Genomic DNA, 18,136 nt, shown 5'->3' on the forward strand with positions numbered 1-18,136 from the left:
GCCTGGTTCGGTACCGTCCGGCGCCCGGGGAGCGCTCGGCGGCTCACCCCGCGTCCCCGGCCACCGGGACCGCCGCCGTCTCGGCCGACGGCCGGGTGAGGGCGGAGACCGCCAGCAGCGCGACGGTGTTCACCACCAGCGCGATCACCCCGATGTTGAAGTCCTTCACCGCCTGCGGCAGGAAGGGCAGCAGGTCGGCGACGGTGGTGTGGGCCAGTGTGGTGGCGGCGACCGTGGCCACACCCGCGAGGATCCCGGCCGCCGCCCCCTGCTTGGTGACCAGCCGCCGGGCGGCCAGGGCGAACAGCAGCGGCGGGAACAGTTGGGTGACCAGTGCGTACCCCATGAGCAGCAGGTTCACGATGGTGCTGCCGCCGTTGAAGGTGAACAGCAGGGCGAGGGCCGCGAGCACGGGGACCATCAGCTTGGCGGCCCTGGCCACGGTCCGCTCGCTGGTCCTCGGCCGGAGCGGCAGCAGGACGTTCCTGGCCAGGCTGGTGGCCGAGTTCATCAGCAGCAGCGAACCGGGGACCAGCGCGGTCAGCAGTCCGGCGCCGCCGACCACCCCCACGAACCACGGGTCGAAGGTCCTGACCGTGGTCTTCAGCAGCGAGAGGTCCCCGTCGGCGCCCTTGAGGCCGGGCGCCGCGATCACGGCGGCGAACCCGGCGAAGAACACGAACAGCAGGATCAGCTGGTACAGCGGCAGGTAGACCGCGTTGCGGCGGAACGCCCGGGGGCTCCTGGCGCTGTAGACGGCGCTGAAGGTGTGCGGCCACATGTAGAAGCCGAGCGCGGACAGCAGCACGGTGGAGGCGAACCACCACGGGCTCAGGCCCTGGTGCGGCAGGGTCAGGAAGCCCGGCCTGGTGGCGTCGATCGAGTGGAACATCCGCCCGATCCCGCCGTAGTAGTGCAGCGGCAGGTAGATCCCGAGGAACACCACGACCCCGAGGATCAGCACGTCCTTGACCACCGCGGTCCAGGCCGACCCGTGGATCCCGGAGATGGTGACGTACCCCGTGAGCGCGACCGTGCCGATCACCGCCGCGAGGTGCGGCGAGACGTGCCCGTACGAGGCGGCGGAGACGATGACGCCCATCCCGGTGAGCTGCAGCACCAGGTAGGGCACCATCGCCACCACGCCCACCAGCGCGACCAGCACGCCGAGCGCCGGGCTGTCGAACTTCCGCGCGAAGAAGTCGGACTGGGACAGCAGCCGGTGCTCCTTGGCGAACCGCCAGACCACCGGCAGCAGCCAGTACGAGATCACGTACGCGAGCGAGGCGTAGGCGAGGATGTAGAAGGCCGGTCCGCCCTTCCCGTACGCCCAGCCCGAGGCGCCGAGGAAGGTGAAGGTGGTGTAGATGTCCCCGGCCAGCAGCAGGAAGACGAAGACCGAGCCGAAGCCGCGGCCGCCGACCGACCACTGCTCCAGGTCCATGTCCCTGCCGCGGCGTGCCCTCAGCCCCAGGGCGACGGCGAGCAGCAGGAAGGCCGCGATGACGGCCAGGGCGGTCACGGCCCGACCTCCCCGTCCTGCTCCGGCTCACGGTTGCTCGGATCCAGCCGGTAGATCACCGCCGTCACCGCCGACCCCAGGACCACCCAGAGGACCACCCAGAACAGTAAGAAGGGCATCCCGAGCACATAGGGCTTCACCCGGTTGGCGAAGAACACGCCGCCGAGGATCCCGGCGAACGGCACGGCGCCGAGCAGCGGGAGCAGCACTCCGCCCGCCGTGGTGGATCTTCTGGTCCTGTGCGCAGAGTGCATCGGTCATCCCCTGGAGGTCGGTACGGTCCCCGAACCCCCAGCACCTACCACCACCGGGCGGTGTCCATGCCAGCGCCGCCGATACTCGGCCACCAGACCTTGGCAGCGCCCTTGTTCGACCGGGCCGGGCCGGCGGCTCAGTCCAGGCGCCGGGCCAGGGTGAGCCCGTCCGCGACGGTGAGCAGCACCGCCTCGACCCGCTCGTCGGTGCGGACCACCTCGTTGAAGGCCCGGATCGCGCCCGCCTTGCCGGTGGCACCGGCATCGGCGACCTGCCCCTGGTAGAGGGTGTTGTCCAGGACGATCAGCCCGCCGGGCCGCGTCCGGCGGACCAGTTCCTCCCAGTACAACGGGTAGTTGGGCTTGTCGGCGTCGATGAAGGACAGGTCGATCCAGCGCTCGTCGGGCAGCGAGCGCAGCGTCTGGAGCGCGGGCGCGATCCGCAGCTCGATCCGGTCGGCGACCCCGGCCCTGGCCCATGCCTGCCGGCCGAGCCCGGTCCACTCCTCCGACACGTCACAGGTGATCAGCTTCCCGTCCTCGGGCAGCGCCTGGGCCATCGACAGCGCGGAGAGCCCGGTGAAGGTGCCGACCTCGACGATCCTGCGGGCCCCGATCAGCCGCACCAGGAACGCCAGCAGCGGGCCCTGCTCCCGGGCGGTCTGCAGCCCGGCGTCGGCGGCGTACCTGCTGTGGGTGATCTCGATCAGCTCCCGCTGCACCGGGTCGAGCGGCGGGTTCTGGCTCAGTACGTAGGCGTAGAGCTCGGGCGTGAGCGGCGGGTTCTTGGTCTCGATCACGGGACTCTCCAATCACGGATGCTGCTCCAAGCATCCCACCGGCCACTGCGCACACCGTGCTTCACCGGCAGGCCGGCGCCCATTCGGCCCGGTTCGGGCGTCCGATGGCCAACTCACCAGCGGTCAAAGGCAGTAGCGCGCTCCTCTTCACCACCATGCGCCCCGTGGCGCGCCTGCGGTTATGTGGAAGGCTGCCTGGGCAGTTGTCTTGTTCCGATCGCTCTCTCCTTCTGTGCCACCCCCAGTCGGACCTCAAGTCGAGGAGGCGTCATGGCAGATGCGCACGCTGCCCACGGGCACACGGATCCCTCTCTGTACCGGACCCCTGCGGAGGCGATGGCCGCACCGCCCGAGAAGCTCGCGTACGTCGTCGGGTTCGACCGGTCCGCGAGCCGTCCGGACGCCCTGATCACCGTGGACACGGATCCCGACTCGCCCGCTTACGGACAGGTGCTCAACTTCGCCGAAATGCCGGACGTCGGCGACGAGTTGCACCACTTCGGCTGGAACGCCTGCTCCAGCGCGCTGGCCCACGCCTGCCACAGCAATCCCGAGCGGCGGTTCCTGCTGCTGCCCGGGCTGCGGTCCTCCCGGCTGCACGTCATGGACACCCGCCCCGACCCGGTGCGGCCCAAGCTGGTGAAGACCATCAGCGCCAAGGAGCTCGCCGCCAAGGCCGGGTACTCGCGTCCGCACACCCTGCACTGCGGCCCGGACGGCGTCTTCCTCTCCTGCCTGGGCGGCGCGGACGGCGAGGACGGGCCCGGCGGGGTGGCGCTGCTGGACCACACCGGCTTCGAGGTGCTGCGCGCCTGGGAGACCGACCGGGGGCCGCAGCACCTCGCCTACGACGTCTGGTGGCACCTGGGCTCCAACGTCGGGATCACCAGCGAGTGGGGCACTCCGTCCATGGTGGAGGAGGGGGTGGTGCCCGAGCTGCTGCTGGGCCGCAAGTACGGCCACGCCCTGCACTTCTGGGAGCTGGACTCCGGCCGGCACCTGCAGCGGATCGACCTCGGCGACCAGCACCAGATGGTGCTGGAGCTCCGCCCGGCACACGACCCCGAGCAGGAGTGGGGCTTCGCCGGGGTGGTGACCAACGTCGAGGACCTGTCCGCCTCGGTCTGGCTCTGGTACCGCGACGGCGCCGCCTTCGCCGCGCGCAAGGTGATCGAGATCCCCGCCGAGCCCGCCAAGGCCGAGGACCTGCCGCCCGCCCTGCAGCCCTTCGGCGCGGTGCCGCCGCTGGTCACCGACATCAACCTGTCCGTGGACGACCGCTGGCTGTACGTCTCGGCCTGGGGCACCGGCGAGCTCTTCCAGTACGACGTGGCCGACCCGTTCCACCCCCGGCTGGCCGGCTCGGTCCGGCTCGGCGGCGTCACCGGCCGGGCCCCGCACCCCACCGCGCCGGACGTCCCGCTGACCGGCGGCCCGCAGATGGTCGAGCTGAGCCGGGACGGGAGGCGGCTCTACCTCACCAACTCCCTCTACGGCTCCTGGGACGACCAGTTCTACCCCGACGGCATCGACCCGTGGATGATCAAGATCGACGCGGACACCGTCAACGGCGGACTCACCGTGGACCCGCGGTTCTTCCCGCACGGCGCGGACTTCCGCGGCCTGCGGGTGCACCAGACCCACCTGAGCGGCGGTGACGCCTCCTCGGACTCGTACTGCTTCCGCTGACGGCCCCTCGTGCCTGTGCCGGCGGCCGCCCGCTACGTTTCCGCCGGCGGCCGCCCGCAACTCCTTCCCCGCCGGCTACCCCGCCCGGACGCCGTCCGCCGCCGTGGCCACCAGCGCGGTGACCGCCGGGTGCCAGGGCCGGTCGGCGGGGCCGGTGAGGACCAGCCGGCGGGTCACCCTCGGGTGCAGCGGGATCAGCACGCAGCCGGACGGGATCATGGCATGGGCCAGCGCGGGCATCACCGAGACCCCGATGCCCGCGTGCACCATGCTGATCAGGGTGCCCACGTCGCGGATCCGGTGGGCGGGGGTGAAGCGGCCGCCGATCCGCCGGTAGACCTCCCGGATGTGGCGTTCACAGCCGCCCTCGGAGAGCAGGAAGGCGTCGTCCTCCAGCTCGCGGATGTCGACCACCTGCTGCCCGGCCAGCGGGTGGTCCCGGCGCAGCAGGGCGTGCATGGAGTCCCGGGCGAGCAGCAGCGACCCGGCCGGCGCGGGCTCCGGGTCGATGAGGACGGCGGCGTCGACCGTGCCGGAGGCGAGCCAGGCGGCGAGTTCGTCGTCCTCGCCCTCGAAGATCCTGACCTTGACCCGTGGATGGGCGGCCTGCCACTCGCCCAGCAGCCGGGGCAGCAGTCCCTGGCAGACGGTGGTGGGCGCGGCCAGCCGTACCGTGCCCGCCGGACCGCCCTGGTGGCGGGCGGCGATGGCCGCGATGGCGTCGGCGGAGGCGGTGGCGGCGCGGGCGTGCGGCAGCAGCTGTTCGCCCAGCCGGGTGGGCCTGATCCGGCCGGTGCGGTGCACCACGGGCGCCTGTACGGCGCGCTCCAGCGCCGCGACGGCATGCGACACCGCTGACTGGCTGATGCCCAACTCCCCTGCCGCCGCGCCGAATCCACCGTTCTCCACGACGGCGACCAGTGCCCGCAGCTGGGCCAGATTGACTCCGGTGGCCATGAGCAACTCTCATCCTGTCCGCATCCGCACTTGTTGGACTCATGATCGTCCCTCCCGGCACGGTGTGTCCACGGGCCCGCTCGGGCCCGGTGGGTCGGACCGGCCGGCCACAGGCGCGCACCCGCGGCCGGTGTCTTCGGGTGGGTCGCTCCGGCCGGTCCCGGAACGGAAGCAGGTGACGAGGTGCGGCAGTGGTGGCCAGGTTTCGTGGCGCTGTCGGCGATCTGGGGTGCGAGCTTCGCACTCATCAAGGTGGCGGTGGACGCGGGTGTGCCGCCGGTCTGGGTGGCGCTGTGGCGGTGCGTGCTGGGCGCCGCCGCGCTCTGGCTGATCCTCGCCGTACGGCGTGAGACGGTGCCCCGGGATGCCCGCGCCTGGGCGCACTCGGCGGTGGTGGCGGTACTGCTGAACGCGGCGCCGTTCGTCCTGTTCTCCTTCGGTGAGACCCGGATCAGCTCGGTACTGGCCGGGGTGTGGAACGCCACCACCCCGCTGTTCACCCTGCTGTTCGCGCTGGTCACCGCGGGCGGCGAGCGCCCGGGACCGCGCCGGGCCGCCGGTCTCGCCCTCGGCTTCGCCGGGGCCCTGGTGGTCCTCGGGGTGTGGCGGGGCATCGGCTCGGGACAGCTGGCCGGCAGCCTGGCCTGTCTGGGCGCCGCGGCCTGCTACGGCGCCGGCTTCGCCTACACCCGCCGGTTCCTCTCCGACCTCCCGCACAGCACCACCTGCCTGGCCACGCTCCAGATCAGCTGCGCCACGGCGGAGTTGGCCCTCATCGCCCCCGCGGTGGCCGGCGCACCGCACTGGCCGGGCGTCTCCCCCGCGCTGTCGCTGCTGGTCCTGGGCGCCCTGGGCACCGGTGTGGCCTACATCCTCAACCTGCACCTGGTCCGGACCGCCGGTACCACCGTCGCGGCCACCGTCACCTATGTCATCCCGCTCTGGTCCACCGCCCTCGGCGCCCTGCTGCTCGCCGAGCCGGTCCACTGGAACACCGCCCTCGGCGGCCTGCTGGTGGTCGTCGCGGTCGCGCTCACCCGTACCGGCCCGCGCCCCCTCCGGGCCTGAGGAGGCTGCCGGGCGGCGTGTAAGGTGCATGGCACGGGGTGGGTCCATGCGTTCATCTGTCCTTCGCCTCGGCCCTGGGGCCTGGTGTCCGGGGGACAGATGTCCAGGTCTCAGCAGGGGGCGCCAGTCCTCCACCGGGTTCGAGGAAGCTTTCCGTGACAGTGCGCCGCCCCAGCCGAGTGTCCCGCCGTGCCGTGCTCGCGGGGATCGCCGCACTGGCGGTGGCGGGCTGTACGACCAAGTCGGCCGCGCCGCCGGTACCCCGGCCGCGGGCCTCGCTGTCACCGGACAGGGACGGGACCAGCGGCAGCACGATCGTGCAGATCGTCGCCCACCCCGACGACGACCTGTACTTCATGAACCCGGACCTGGAACAGTCCATCGACGCCAACGACCGGCTGGTCAGCGTCTACCTCAACTGCGGCGAGAGCGGCGGGGTGAACAAGGTCCCCGGCTCGAAGAATCCCCCCAAGGCCGACGAGGCCGCGTACGCGGGCGCCCGGCGGCAGGGCCTGCGGCAGGCGTACGGGCTGATGGCCACCGGAAACCACCTGGCCCCCTGGGACGTGTCCACCGAGACCCTGCCGGACGGCACCGTGGTCGAGGTGGACACCCTGGGCGGGCACCAGGGCGTCAGGCTGGTCTTCCTCGGGGTGAGCCAGCACTTCAGGCCCGCGGGCGGCGACAGCGTCAGCCTGCCGGACCTGTGGGCGAACCCGGCCGCGGTGAGCCGGACCCTGGTCAGCACCGGCTCCCCGGTGAAGAGCGCCCACCAGGTCACCCACGACAGCCTCGTCACCGCCCTGGCGCACCTGCTCGACCAGTACCAGCCGACGCTGGTGCGGACCATGGACCCGGACCCCGACATGCAGGTCCACGACGACCAGCACAAGCAGCACCACGACCAGGACGGCTACTCCGACCACCCGGACCACACCGCGGCCGCGCTGTTCACCTACGCCGCCCTGGAGCGCTACCGCGCGGCCGGCGGCCGCCACTACACCGTCACCGCCTACCGCGGCTACTACAACGAGCGCTGGCCGCAGAACCTCCCGGAGCAGCTGACCCGCCGCAAGGCCGACGTCCTCAACACCTACGGCGGCTCCCCGGACAACGGGTGCACCTTCGTGGCCGGCTGCGGCGACTACGACGTGGGCCAGGACCGCTCCTACGGCACCGGGTGGCTGCAGCGCACCAGCGCGCGCTACCCGGGCACCGCACCGTGGCTCCGGCTGGACGCCGACCACCGGCTGACCGCCTTCGGCCTGCTCGACCGGCAGGCCGCGATGTGGCAGGAGAGCGCTCCCGGCAGCGGCAAGTGGGGCGAGCCCCAACTGCTCGACGGCGACGGCCTGTTGCCGGGCATCACCGGCTCGCTCACCGAGGACGGCCGCTGGCAGCTGTTCGCCGAGCGGATGGCCGCCCTGGGACCGGCGACCGCCGACAACCGGCGCGAGATCGTCACTGCGGTGCAGAGCGCCAAGGGCGGCCCCTTCGGCGCCTGGACCTCGCTCGGCAACCCCGAGTCCGACCCCGACCACGGCCGCCGGGTGGGCGGCCCGGTCCTCGCCCGCAACGCGGACGGCACCACCCAGCTGTTCGTCCGCAACTGGGCGAAGGGCGTCTCCACCCGGCAGCAGCGCTCCGACGGCAGCTGGAGCGACTGGACGGACCTGGGCGGCGCGGACGTCCAGGAGGGCCTGGCCGCCGTCACCGACGGCTCCGGCCGGATCCACGTCTTCGGCGCCGGCCACGACACGGTCCACCACTGGGCGCAGCAGCAGCCGAACGGGCCGTTCACCGTGGTGGCGACCGGCCTGCCGGCCCCCGCGGACCCGCCGAGCGCGGTGGTCCGGCCCGACGGCACGGTGCTGCTCGCCTTCCGCGAGGCCAAGACCGCCCGCCCGCTCGCCCGCCGGCTGGAGGCCGGCGGCGGCTGGCAGGACGAGCCGCTCGACCTGACCGCCCGCGGCTTCGGCCCGCTCACCCTGCTCGCCCTGCGCGACGGCGTCCTGCTGGCGGCCCGCAACAACGACGGCTCCACCAGCCTGGCCACCTTCGGCTCCGGCAAGTCGGCGCGCTGGAGCACCGCCCCCGGCCCCGTCGTCGGAACCGCGGCCCTCGCCCTCGACACCGACAACCGCCCGGTGCTCGCGCGCCTGGGGCCGGACGCGGCGCTGCACTGCGCGCCGGTGGGCTAGCATCCACGTCCAGCCGATCGGCACGGTCGGCAGTGCGGCAACCGTACGCCGGAACCGAGTTCAGTCATCGGAGGAGGACCCGAGCAACCGTGCCCATGGCCTTGCCCGCCGCCCCGGCGGCCCGTCGCCCGTTCCGGTCGGATCCGCCGTGCCGGCCCGGATGCGAGCGCCGGCCACCCGCCCCCGCTGAGCACCTCCCGTTCCCCCATTCCAACCCAGGACAGCCACTGATGAATGTCTACGCCCCCGCCACCGGACACCATGCGGGCATACCGGAGGCACCTCCTGCGCGTCCCGCCCGCGCAGTCCGGCTGTACGCCCTCGACGGACTGCGGCTGATAGCCGCGCTCATGGTCGTGCTCTTCCACTTCGTCGGATACGACAACTGGGGAGGTTCCCTTCCCTGGGGCACCCACAACTCCGTGGTGTTCCCGACCGCGCAGCCGATCACCGCCTACGGCTGGCTCGGCGTCCAGCTCTTCTTCCTCATCAGCGGGTTCGTGATCTGCCTCTCCTCCTGGGGCCGCACGGTCCGGGACTTCGCGATCTCCCGGCTGCTGCGGCTCTATCCCGCGTACTGGTTCGCCGTCCTGGTGACCTCAGCGGTGCTGATCCTCGCCAACGGCGTGCACGGTTCCGGCCTCACGCCGTCGAAGATCTTCTCGAACCTGACCATGCTCCAGGAACCGATGGGCATCGGCGACATCGACCCGGTGTACTGGACGCTCTGGGCCGAGATGCGCTTCTACCTGTTGTTCGCGATCATCGCGGCCGTGGGACTGACCTACCGCCGGGTGGTGGCTTTCTGCGGTCTCTGGCTGCTGCTGGCCATCCTCGCCCCGCAGTCCGGCATCGCACTGGTTCAGCTGATGGCGGTGCCGGACGCCGCTCCGTTCTTCGTCGGCGGCATCGTGATGTATCTGATGCACCGTTTCGGCTCCAGGCCCGCCTTGTGGGTCCTTCTCCTCGGCTCGTGGCTGATGGCCCAGAACCAGCTGCGTTCGCTCATGCTCGCGGCCGAGCGCTCCACGCACCGGTCGCTGTCCTGGACGGTCACGCTGGCGATCGTCACCGTGTTTTACCTCCTGGTCCTCGCCATGGCACTGGGCAAGCTCACCTTCCTCAACCGCCGCTGGCTCACCACCGCGGGCGTCCTGACCTACCCGCTGTACCTGCTCCACGACGAGCTCGGCATCGAGGCGATCCGGCATCTCCACGGCCGGGTCTCCCACTGGGCCCTGGTCACGGGCGTCATCGTCGCGCTGCTCGCACTGTCCTGGCTCGTCCATCGCCTCATCGAACAGCCGCTCGCCAGGTGGCTGAAGCGCTGGTTCGCCGCCTATCCGCCGGTGACCGAGGTCTCACCCGCCCGCTGAGGGGTTCTCACTCCTCCGACACCGAACGAGGGGCCCAGGCCGGATCGAATCCGGCCTGGGCCCCTCGCGCGTTGCCGACGGCTGTGGGACCACCGGCACACCCAGCCGCAAACAGCCCGCCCGGCCGCTCGTCCCCAGATGCGGGCCGGCGGGCCACTTCTCTCACCCGCTCTGCGGCAGCCACCCTCGCTGGACCGCCCGCACCCCGAACTCGAACCGGCTGCGCGCGCCCAGCCGTTCCATCAGGTCCGTCGCCTGCCGCCGGGCGGTACGGGAGGAGACGGCGAGCCGCTTGGCGATCGCCTCGTCAGTGAGCCCCTGCGACAGCAGCCTGATGATCGTGGCCTCCTGGGCGCTGAGGCCTTCCTCGTCCCTCACCGTGCCGCTGGTCAGCGGCTGGGCCGAGGTCCAGACGTTCTCGAACAGCGCGCACAGGGCGGTCAGCGTGCCCTGCCCGGTCAGCACGACCGCGCCGGCCCGGGTGTCCTCGTTGCTCACCGGGATGAGGGCGGTGCTCCGATCAAAGATGATCATCCGGGTGGGGAGCTCCGGCGCGGTCCGGACCTCGCCACCGAGCTCGGCCAGCCAGCTCACGTACGCCACCGTGGGCTGGCTGTTGCGCACGCTGTCCAGATACACGGTGCGCATCCGGATCCCCCGGGCCAGCAGGTCCTGGTCGTGGGGCTTGGACGCCTCGATGCTCTCCGGGCTGTGCGCGCCACCGGGGGCGAAGGTCATGATCTCGGTCCGCAGCTCGCGGGCCAGCCCGGCGATCCGGTCACGGATCTCGTCGAGCCCCACCAGCTGCTCGACCCCGGGATGCGAGGCGGCGGGCCTCAGGTCCGAGAACTCCGCGATCAGCTGTGCGGCCGCAGCCCGGGATGCCTCGATCCGCAGCTGTTGCGCGGCCAGCTCCGCCTGCTGGCGGGCCATCAGCAGTTCCATACCGACGTCCGGCGACACCGCGCGAAGGCCGCCCGCCTGCTCGTACGAGGGGCGGATCAGTGCCAACTCACTGAGCACGTCCAGACTCCGCCGGACCTCCTCCTCCGGCCGGGAGAGCCGTGCGGCGAGCGCACTCACCCCGTCCTTCGGATGAGCGAGCATGCACCGGTAGACGGCCTCTGATGCGGCGTCCAGACCAAGCGCGGTCAACACGATGCTTCGTCCCCTTGGTGTGCAGAACCTGAATTCAAGCGCACACGATCATTGCATTCAGATGTTCGAACAGCCAATGCGATTCCTGGACGGTTTAGGCCATGGACGGTAGTGGCCTGTTTGATCCTCTTTTGGGCGGCATGGGCGATTCGGGAGGGTAGGGCCATGTACCTCGTCCACGCAGACCTCCGCGCGCCGCATCCGGACATGGCGCTGCCCCAGGACATCGGCCCACTGATCCACGCAGTCGCCATGCAGCACGAGCAGATCGAGCACATCTCCGTACACCGGACCTCAGGCCCTGAACCGGTACTCGGCGTCTATCTGATCGCCGATCACCTTGATGCGGCAGAAGCGGTGGTGGCCACGCTGTGCCGGCGCGCCATCGACACCGTCCCCGCCCTGCGCGGCTGGTCGACGCCCCGGGTCGGCGCACCTCTGGTCACCCCCTTCTACGAGCGACTGCTGTCCTCTTCTGGCCTCGCTGGACGGATCAGTCCAGGGCCGGTTCCGTCCATCTGAAAGCCCTTCCACCCGCTCTGAGCTGCGACGAAGCTAGTACTCGCCAGCAGGGAACACCACCCCGCAGGCAACACCGGACGAAGCGTCAACCGCGGGACGCGAGACCGGAGAAGACCCTCGTGCCGACCCTGAAGAGGACCACTCCCATGCTTCGCAGCTCGCTCGCCAAGACCGCCGCGGTCGCCGCTCTCGCCGCCATCCTGCCGATCGCCGCTGCCGTCCAGACCTCCACCGCTGCGCCCCGCACCACCGCCGCCGTCCCGGCCAACACCATCTGGGACTGACCCGGCGCCGCCCGGCGGCCCCGTTCACCCGTGCCGTCGACCGCTGCTCCTGCAGGGCAGCCGTCCGCGCCCACACCCTCTTCACGCCGACCGACCGGCGTCTCCCGGCACACGCGTGCCTGAGTCCTCAGCGCTTCCACGCCTTCCCTCACCAGCCAAGGAGTATCCCCTTGTCCAGCAGGACTGTTCGTCGCCTCGCCGTTGTCTCCGCCGCGATGGCACTGCCGATGGCCCTGACCCTGAGCCTCGGAGCGGAGTACGCCTTCGCCGCTCCTGTCGCCGGCGGGGCGGCCACCCCTCAGGCCGCACCGGTCAGCACCAAGGGCTACTCCACCGCGTTCACCCCGACCGTCCAGAACCCGACCACGGCGACCGCCTCGGAACTCGCGGCAGCCGCCAAGTCCGGTGGCGCGGCACAGCCTCAGCTCCGTGCGAACGCCCTGGCCGCCGCCTCCTCGGTGGGCGGCACCATCACCCGCGACGAGATCCTCTCCCGGGCCCAGTCCTGGGTGAACGAGGGAGTCGACTACAGCCAGACCGCCTACTGGACCGACAGCAACGGCACCTACCGCCAGGACTGCTCCGGCTTCGTCTCCATGGCCTGGCACCTCTCCGCCTCCGGCGCCAACAACTGGGGCGAGACCACTTACACTCTCCCCAACTTCGCCACCCAGCTGGGCAGTTACGACGATCTCCAGCCCGGCGACATGATCGACAACATCACCACCCATGTCGTCCTCTTCAAGAGCTGGACCGACAGCAGCCACACGGTCGCCAACGTCATGGAAGAGGCCCACACCGGTACACAGGCCCGTAACTCCACCCGCACCCGCGACGAACTCAGCTCCGGCGGCTTCAAGCCCTTCCGCTACAACAACGCCGTCAACAGCGTGGCCGCGCCGTCGGTGAGTGTGAACCAGCCGGTCGGGGACCAGTCCGGGACGGTCTTCCTGTCCGGGTCCGCGTCGGGTTCCGGCTCGGTCTCGCTGAGCACGCAGTTCTTCGTGGACGGCAAGGCGGTCGGCTCCGACACCGGCAACAACCCCGTCGTCACCTGGGACACCACCACCGTCCCCGGCGGCACCCACCAGATCACCGCCGTCACCACCGCCAGCAACGGCAGCGCCAGCACCTCCACCACCTCCGCCGCCGTCACCACCAGCGTCGAGAACTACTCGATGCTCACCAGCTCCGCCATCACCGACAAGACCGGCACCGTCCACGTCTTCCGCATCAACCAGAGCAACGGCCACCTCACCGACTCCTACCGCCCCAAGGGCGGCGCATGGGCAGCCCAGGACCTCAACACCAAGGCCGGATACACCTACGCCCAGGCCGGCGCCCCCGCCGCAGTCGTCGACACCAAGGGCGGAATCCACGTCTTCACCCGCAAGGCAGACGACGGCCAGCTGCTGGAGACCGTCGACTACCAGGGCAACAACACCTGGGCCGAAGAAAGCCTCTCCATCCGCGCCAACTACACCTACGCCATGAGCGACTCACCCGCCGCAGTAGTCGACTCCAAGGGCGGCATCCACGTCTACACCCACAAGGCCAACGACGGCGGACTCCTGGAAACCGTCGACTACAACAACGACAACAACTGGGCCGAACAGAACCTCTCCAACCGCGCCGGCTACACCTACCCCATGGGCGGATCACCCGCAGCCGTAGTCGACACCAAGGGCGGCATCCACGTCTTCACCCGCAAGGCCGACGACGGCAACCTGCTCGAGACCGTCGACTACCAGGGCAACAACACCTGGGCCGAAGAAAGCCTGTCCAACCGCGCCAACTACACCTACGCCATGAGCGACTCACCCGCCGCCGTCGTCGACTCCAAGGGCGGCATCCACGTCTACACCCACAAGGCCAACGACGGCGGACTCCTGGAAACCGTCGACTACAACAACGACAACAACTGGGCCGAACAGAACCTCTCCAACCGCGCCGGCTACACCTACCCCATGGGCGGATCACCCGCAGCCGTAGTCGACACCAAGGGCGGCATCCACGTCTTCACCCGCAAGGCCGACGACGGCAACCTGCTCGAGACCGTCGACTACCAGGGCAACAACACCTGGGCCGAAGAAAGCCTCAACAACCGCGCCAACTACACCTACGCCATGACCGGTTCGGCCGCCACCACCGTCGACACCACCGGCGGAATCCACGTCTTCACCCAGAAGCCCAACGACCGCGACCTCATCGAAACCGTCGACTACAACAACGACAACAACTGGGCCGAACAAGGCCTCACCAACCAGACCGGCCTGTAATCCCCGAGCCCCAAGCACCAAGCGCCGACCACAGCCCCCGGGCAACACCGCCACCTCTTGCCCGGGGGCTTCCCTGTGCCATCCACCCGAACCACCCGCCGGTGCCGCCCTGCCCGGCCGCCCCTCAAGGAGATCAACCGTGGCCACCAGGAAGTCCATGCTTCTGCGCGTCGCCGTAGCACTGCCGGCCGTCGCGATCGGCACGCTCACAGCTGCGACCCCGTCCATGGCCGCCTCGGTCGCGACCTGGGACAAGGTCGCGCAGTGCGAGAGCGGCGGAAACTGGAGCATCAACACCGGCAACAGCTACTACGGTGGACTGCAGATCACCATGCAGAACTGGCAGTACTACGGCGGCACCGCGTACGCGGCCCGCCCCGACCTGGCCACCAAGCAGCAGCAGATCCTGATCGCCGAGAAGATCCTCGCGGACCAGGGAGCGGGTGCCTGGGGTTGCGCCCCAGGCACCGGGCTGGCCACCGACAAGTCCCAGCCGTACCCCGACCCGCCGGCCGCGCCGTCGGTGAGTGTGAACCAGCCGGTCGGGGACCAGTCCGGGACGGTCTTCCTGTCCGGGTCCGCGTCGGGTTCCGGCTCGGTCTCGCTGAGCACGCAGTTCTTCGTGGACGGCAAGGCGGTCGGCTCCGACACCGGCAACAACCCCGTCGTCACCTGGGACACCACCACCGTCCCCGGCGGCACCCACCAGATCACCGCCGTCACCACCGCCAGCAACGGCAGCGCCAGCACCTCCACCACCTCCGCCGCCGTCACCACCAGCGTCGAGAACTACTCGATGCTCACCAGCTCCGCCATCACCGACAAGACCGGCACCGTCCACGTCTTCCGCATCAACCAGAGCAACGGCCACCTCACCGACTCCTACCGCCCCAAGGGCGGCGCATGGGCAGCCCAGGACCTCAACACCAAGGCCGGATACACCTACGCCCAGGCCGGCGCCCCCGCCGCAGTCGTCGACACCAAGGGCGGAATCCACGTCTTCACCCGCAAGGCAGACGACGGCCAGCTGCTGGAGACCGTCGACTACCAGGGCAACAACACCTGGGCCGAGGAAAGCCTCTCCATCCGCGCCAACTACACCTACGCCATGAGCGACTCACCCGCCGCAGTAGTCGACTCCAAGGGCGGCATCCACGTCTACACCCACAAGGCCAACGACGGCGGACTCCTGGAAACCGTCGACTACAACAACGACAACACCTGGGCCGAACAGAACCTCTCCAACCGCGCCGGCTACACCTACGCCATGGGCGGATCCCCCGCAGCCGTAGTCGACACCAAGGGCGGCATCCACGTCTTCACCCGCAAGGCAGACGACGGCAACCTGCTCGAGACCGTCGACTACCAGGGCAACAACACCTGGGCCGAAGAAAGCCTGTCCAACCGCGCCAACTACACCTACGCCATGAGCGACTCACCCGCAGCCGTAGTCGACTCCAAGGGCGGCATCCACGTCTACACCCACAAGGCCAACGACGGCGGACTCCTGGAAACCGTCGACTACAACAACGACAACAACTGGGCCGAACAGAACCTCTCCAACCGCGCCGGCTACACCTACGCCATGGGCGGATCCCCCGCAGCCGTAGTCGACACCAAGGGCGGCATCCACGTCTTCACCCGCAAGGCCGACGACGGCAACCTGCTCGAGACCGTCGACTACCAGGGCAACAACACCTGGGCCGAAGAAAGCCTCAACAACCGCGCCAACTACACCTACGCCATGACCGGTTCGGCCGCCACCACCGTCGACACCACCGGCGGAATCCACGTCTTCACCCAGAAGCCCAACGACCGCGACCTCATCGAAACCGTCGACTACAACAACGACAACAACTGGGCCGAACAAGGCCTCACCAACCAGACCGGCCTCTGACCAATCCGGGCGTCGTTGTCACCCGGGAAACGACTGGGGCCCTGTCCGGCGAGATCTTGCCGGACAGGGCCCCAGGTTCGTCTTCCGGCGTCTACGCCCCCGCGCTGGCCCAGTCGCCGAACGGACCGGCACCGGGCGCGAGTTGGCGACACACATGGAGCCGCCCGTCGGTGCCCTGGACGGCGATCACCGCACGGCCGGTGCTGTCGTAGGCCGCGCTGGGCGAGTGCACCAGGCCACCGGGCGGGGCGGGCAGATCGGTCCAAGAGCCGTCACCGGGCACGCGGTCGGCCGCGGCCGGGCTGCCCGGCAGGGGCCGGAACTGGTAGCCGAGACCCGCGAAGTCGTTGCGGCCGACCAGCAGCACGGTACCGGGGGTCACCGGGGAGGGCGCCGCGGCGAGGGGGCCGAAGCCGCCGCGGCCGGTGATGTACACCGGCCCGTCGTTCCAGTTCCCGTTGCGGTCGGACTGGGCGGCGGCGTAGAAGCCGGCCGTCTCCGGACGGCGGTAGAACACCTGGACCCGGCCGTCGGCGACGACCGCGGTCGGCGGATCGGCGGGGGTGGTGAGGCGGAAGCGCGGAGCCAGCACCACATCGGAGTCCTTGGCCGACTGGAACCAGTGGAAGACCCGCTCCCGGCCGGCGCCGAAGACGTCGATGGCGCCGTTCGGAGCGGTCACGGCCGTCAGGCCGTCCTGGATCGCGCCACCGTGCAGGTCCAGCCAGTCGCCCCAGGCGCCCTTCTTGTTCTGCACCCGGGAGCTGACGCCCTTGCCCCAGTTGCGGACGAACAGGTGCAGCCGGCCCTTGCCGTCGCGGGCCACCGACGGGGTGCCCAGCTGGCGCATCCGGTAGGCGGTCGGGCTGGGATTGCCGAGGCTGGTCCACGGGCCGAACGCACCGCCGCGCTTGGACTGCGCGCTGTGCACGATCTCGCGCAGCTGCTGTTCCGGGTCGTGGCTCAGCCTGGTCAGCCTGGTCGCGAAGAGCTGCCAGCGGCCGTCCGGGGTGAGGTCGACGGCCAGGCGCGGCGCCACCGGACCGTCCAGGCCCAGGAGTTCGGGTCCGTCGAAGCGTCCGCTGCCCGGAGCGGTCTCCTCCCAGCGGACCACCCGCTGGCCGAGTACACCGAACGCGGTGAGCCGGCCGTCCGGGCCGGTCCGCAGCCAGTCGGTGGAGCCGACGTAGCGGTGCCGGGTCGCCTGGGCCCAGCCGGTGCCGCGGACCGAGAAGGCCACCGTGTAGTCGCCGCCGCCGGCCGGGTCGCCGCAGTCGTAGCCGTCCGCGCAGCCGTAGATGTTGAGGTAGAACTCCTTGGCCGCGTACGACTCCGGCATCAGGTTCGGCGCCCAGCGCTCGTTGTAGTAGCCCCGGTACGCCTCCACCGCGAAGTGCCCGGCTCCTCCCGGACCGGCGTAGGACTGCAGCGCCAGCCAGGTGAACTGCGCGGTGGCGGTGTGGTCCTGGTGGTCCGAGTGGTCGCCGAAGTCGTGGTGCTGCCGGTTCTGGGCGTCGTGCACCTGGTGGTCCGGGTCCGGGTCCATGGTGCGGACCGTGGTCGGCCGGAAGGTGTCGAACAGCCAGGCCAGGGTCCGCACCAGACCGGCGCGGGTGTACCGGCCCGGCTCGCGCAGCCCGGTACCGGTCGGCAGCAGCGTGGGCACGTCGGGGACGGTGTCGTCCCACAGCATCCGCAGCCGGGCACTCTGGCCGTCGCTCGCCTCGCCCTGCTGGCGGATGTTGAGGAAGACCAGCTTGACCTGCGGGGCCCGGTCGAGGGTGAAGGTCTCCAGCTGTGCCCCGTCCGGCGCGGTCAGGACGCCCGGCGACCAGCGCGCGGCGCGGTCGCCGAGCGCCATGGCCGCGTACGCCCCCTTGAGGCCGTTCTGCCGGGCCCGGGCGAACCCCTCGAAGTCCGCCGGGCCCCGCTCGTGCGGCAGCGTGCCGTACCGGTGGTTGTGGCCGTCGGCGTCACCACTGGTCAGGTAGACGCCGGTCACCGGCGCACCGGTGCGCAGCGACTGGGCGATCTCCGGATTCATGAAGTACAGGTCGTCGTCCGGGTGGGCGACGACGTGCAGGAGAGACAGTCCGCCGGGCACGGTGCCGGTCATCGGCTCGCCCTTT

The 18,136-nt window shown here is 70.6% G+C and carries 14 protein-coding genes; 8 read left to right on the forward strand and 6 right to left on the reverse strand.

The genetic code is table 11. The annotated features are described in order from the left end of the window. Nucleotides 1–43: 43 nt before the first annotated feature. The 3 genes from ACSMTC_RS08960 to ACSMTC_RS08970 all read right to left on the reverse strand — a co-directional run bounded on the left by ACSMTC_RS08960 (nt 44) and on the right by ACSMTC_RS08970 (nt 2,576). Nucleotides 44–1,522, reverse strand: coding sequence for a sodium:solute symporter family protein (locus tag ACSMTC_RS08960; RefSeq protein ID WP_436559125.1), 1,479 nt, complete (start codon nt 1,520–1,522; stop codon nt 44–46). Then, the gene (locus ACSMTC_RS08965; protein WP_436559126.1) at nt 1,519–1,776 is read right to left on the reverse strand and encodes a DUF3311 domain-containing protein; all 258 of its coding nucleotides are present in this window, start codon (nt 1,774–1,776) and stop codon (nt 1,519–1,521) included. Before ACSMTC_RS08965 ends, ACSMTC_RS08960 begins: the two co-directional genes overlap by 4 nt. A gap of 137 nt (nt 1,777–1,913) precedes the next feature. Further along, nucleotides 1,914–2,576 carry an O-methyltransferase gene (locus tag ACSMTC_RS08970; protein WP_436559127.1) on the reverse strand — a complete coding sequence of 221 codons (663 nt, stop codon included), beginning with the start codon at nt 2,574–2,576 and terminating at the stop codon, nt 1,914–1,916. 270 nt (nt 2,577–2,846) lie between these two features. Between ACSMTC_RS08970 and ACSMTC_RS08975 the strand changes: the two genes are divergently transcribed. Next, a complete protein-coding gene (locus ACSMTC_RS08975) occupies nt 2,847–4,265 on the forward strand; it encodes a selenium-binding protein SBP56-related protein (protein WP_436559128.1) in 1,419 nt (472 codons plus the stop codon). 75 nt (nt 4,266–4,340) lie between these two features. Here ACSMTC_RS08975 and ACSMTC_RS08980 read toward each other — a convergent pair whose 3' ends face one another. Continuing rightward, nucleotides 4,341–5,222: a LysR family transcriptional regulator gene (locus ACSMTC_RS08980; RefSeq protein ID WP_436559129.1), complete on the reverse strand. Its 882-nt coding sequence runs from the start codon at nt 5,220–5,222 to the stop codon at nt 4,341–4,343. Between the two features lie 183 nt (nt 5,223–5,405). Between ACSMTC_RS08980 and ACSMTC_RS08985 the strand changes: the two genes are divergently transcribed. The 3 genes from ACSMTC_RS08985 (at nt 5,406) to ACSMTC_RS08995 (ending at nt 9,867) form a co-directional block, all read left to right on the forward strand. Then, entirely contained in the window at nt 5,406–6,290 is an 885-nt protein-coding gene (locus ACSMTC_RS08985) for a DMT family transporter (RefSeq protein ID WP_436559130.1), read from the forward strand. 155 nt (nt 6,291–6,445) lie between these two features. Further along, nucleotides 6,446–8,491, forward strand: coding sequence for a PIG-L family deacetylase (locus ACSMTC_RS08990; protein ID WP_436559131.1), 2,046 nt, complete (start codon nt 6,446–6,448; stop codon nt 8,489–8,491). Nucleotides 8,492–8,721: 230 nt separating this feature from the next. Then, on the forward strand, nt 8,722–9,867 hold the full coding sequence (locus ACSMTC_RS08995; RefSeq protein WP_436559132.1) for an acyltransferase family protein: 1,146 nt from the start codon (nt 8,722–8,724) through the stop codon (nt 9,865–9,867). Between the two features lie 162 nt (nt 9,868–10,029). Here the strand turns inward: ACSMTC_RS08995 and ACSMTC_RS09000 are convergent, their stop codons facing one another. After that, a complete protein-coding gene (locus ACSMTC_RS09000; RefSeq protein WP_436559133.1) occupies nt 10,030–11,025 on the reverse strand; it encodes a LuxR C-terminal-related transcriptional regulator in 996 nt (331 codons plus the stop codon). Nucleotides 11,026–11,190: 165 nt separating this feature from the next. Between ACSMTC_RS09000 and ACSMTC_RS09005 the strand changes: the two genes are divergently transcribed. From ACSMTC_RS09005 to ACSMTC_RS09020, 4 genes are all read left to right on the forward strand, one after another. Next, complete coding sequence (locus ACSMTC_RS09005) at nt 11,191–11,547, forward strand: hypothetical protein (RefSeq protein ID WP_436559134.1); 357 nt, start codon at nt 11,191–11,193, stop codon at nt 11,545–11,547. Nucleotides 11,548–11,666: 119 nt separating this feature from the next. Further along, nucleotides 11,667–11,831, forward strand: coding sequence for a hypothetical protein (locus tag ACSMTC_RS09010; RefSeq protein WP_436559135.1), 165 nt, complete (start codon nt 11,667–11,669; stop codon nt 11,829–11,831). A gap of 170 nt (nt 11,832–12,001) precedes the next feature. Further along, complete coding sequence (locus ACSMTC_RS09015; protein ID WP_436559136.1) at nt 12,002–14,110, forward strand: Ig-like domain-containing protein; 2,109 nt, start codon at nt 12,002–12,004, stop codon at nt 14,108–14,110. 139 nt (nt 14,111–14,249) lie between these two features. Next, complete coding sequence (locus ACSMTC_RS09020; RefSeq protein ID WP_436559137.1) at nt 14,250–16,007, forward strand: transglycosylase family protein; 1,758 nt, start codon at nt 14,250–14,252, stop codon at nt 16,005–16,007. Nucleotides 16,008–16,098: 91 nt separating this feature from the next. Here ACSMTC_RS09020 and ACSMTC_RS09025 read toward each other — a convergent pair whose 3' ends face one another. Next, on the reverse strand, nt 16,099–18,123 hold the full coding sequence (locus ACSMTC_RS09025; RefSeq protein ID WP_436559138.1) for a PIG-L family deacetylase: 2,025 nt from the start codon (nt 18,121–18,123) through the stop codon (nt 16,099–16,101). Nucleotides 18,124–18,136: the final 13 nt, after the last annotated feature.

This window comes from Kitasatospora sp. HPM-01-4 (genome assembly GCF_051374625.1).
Taxonomy (GTDB): Bacteria; Actinomycetota; Actinomycetes; order Streptomycetales; family Streptomycetaceae; genus Kitasatospora.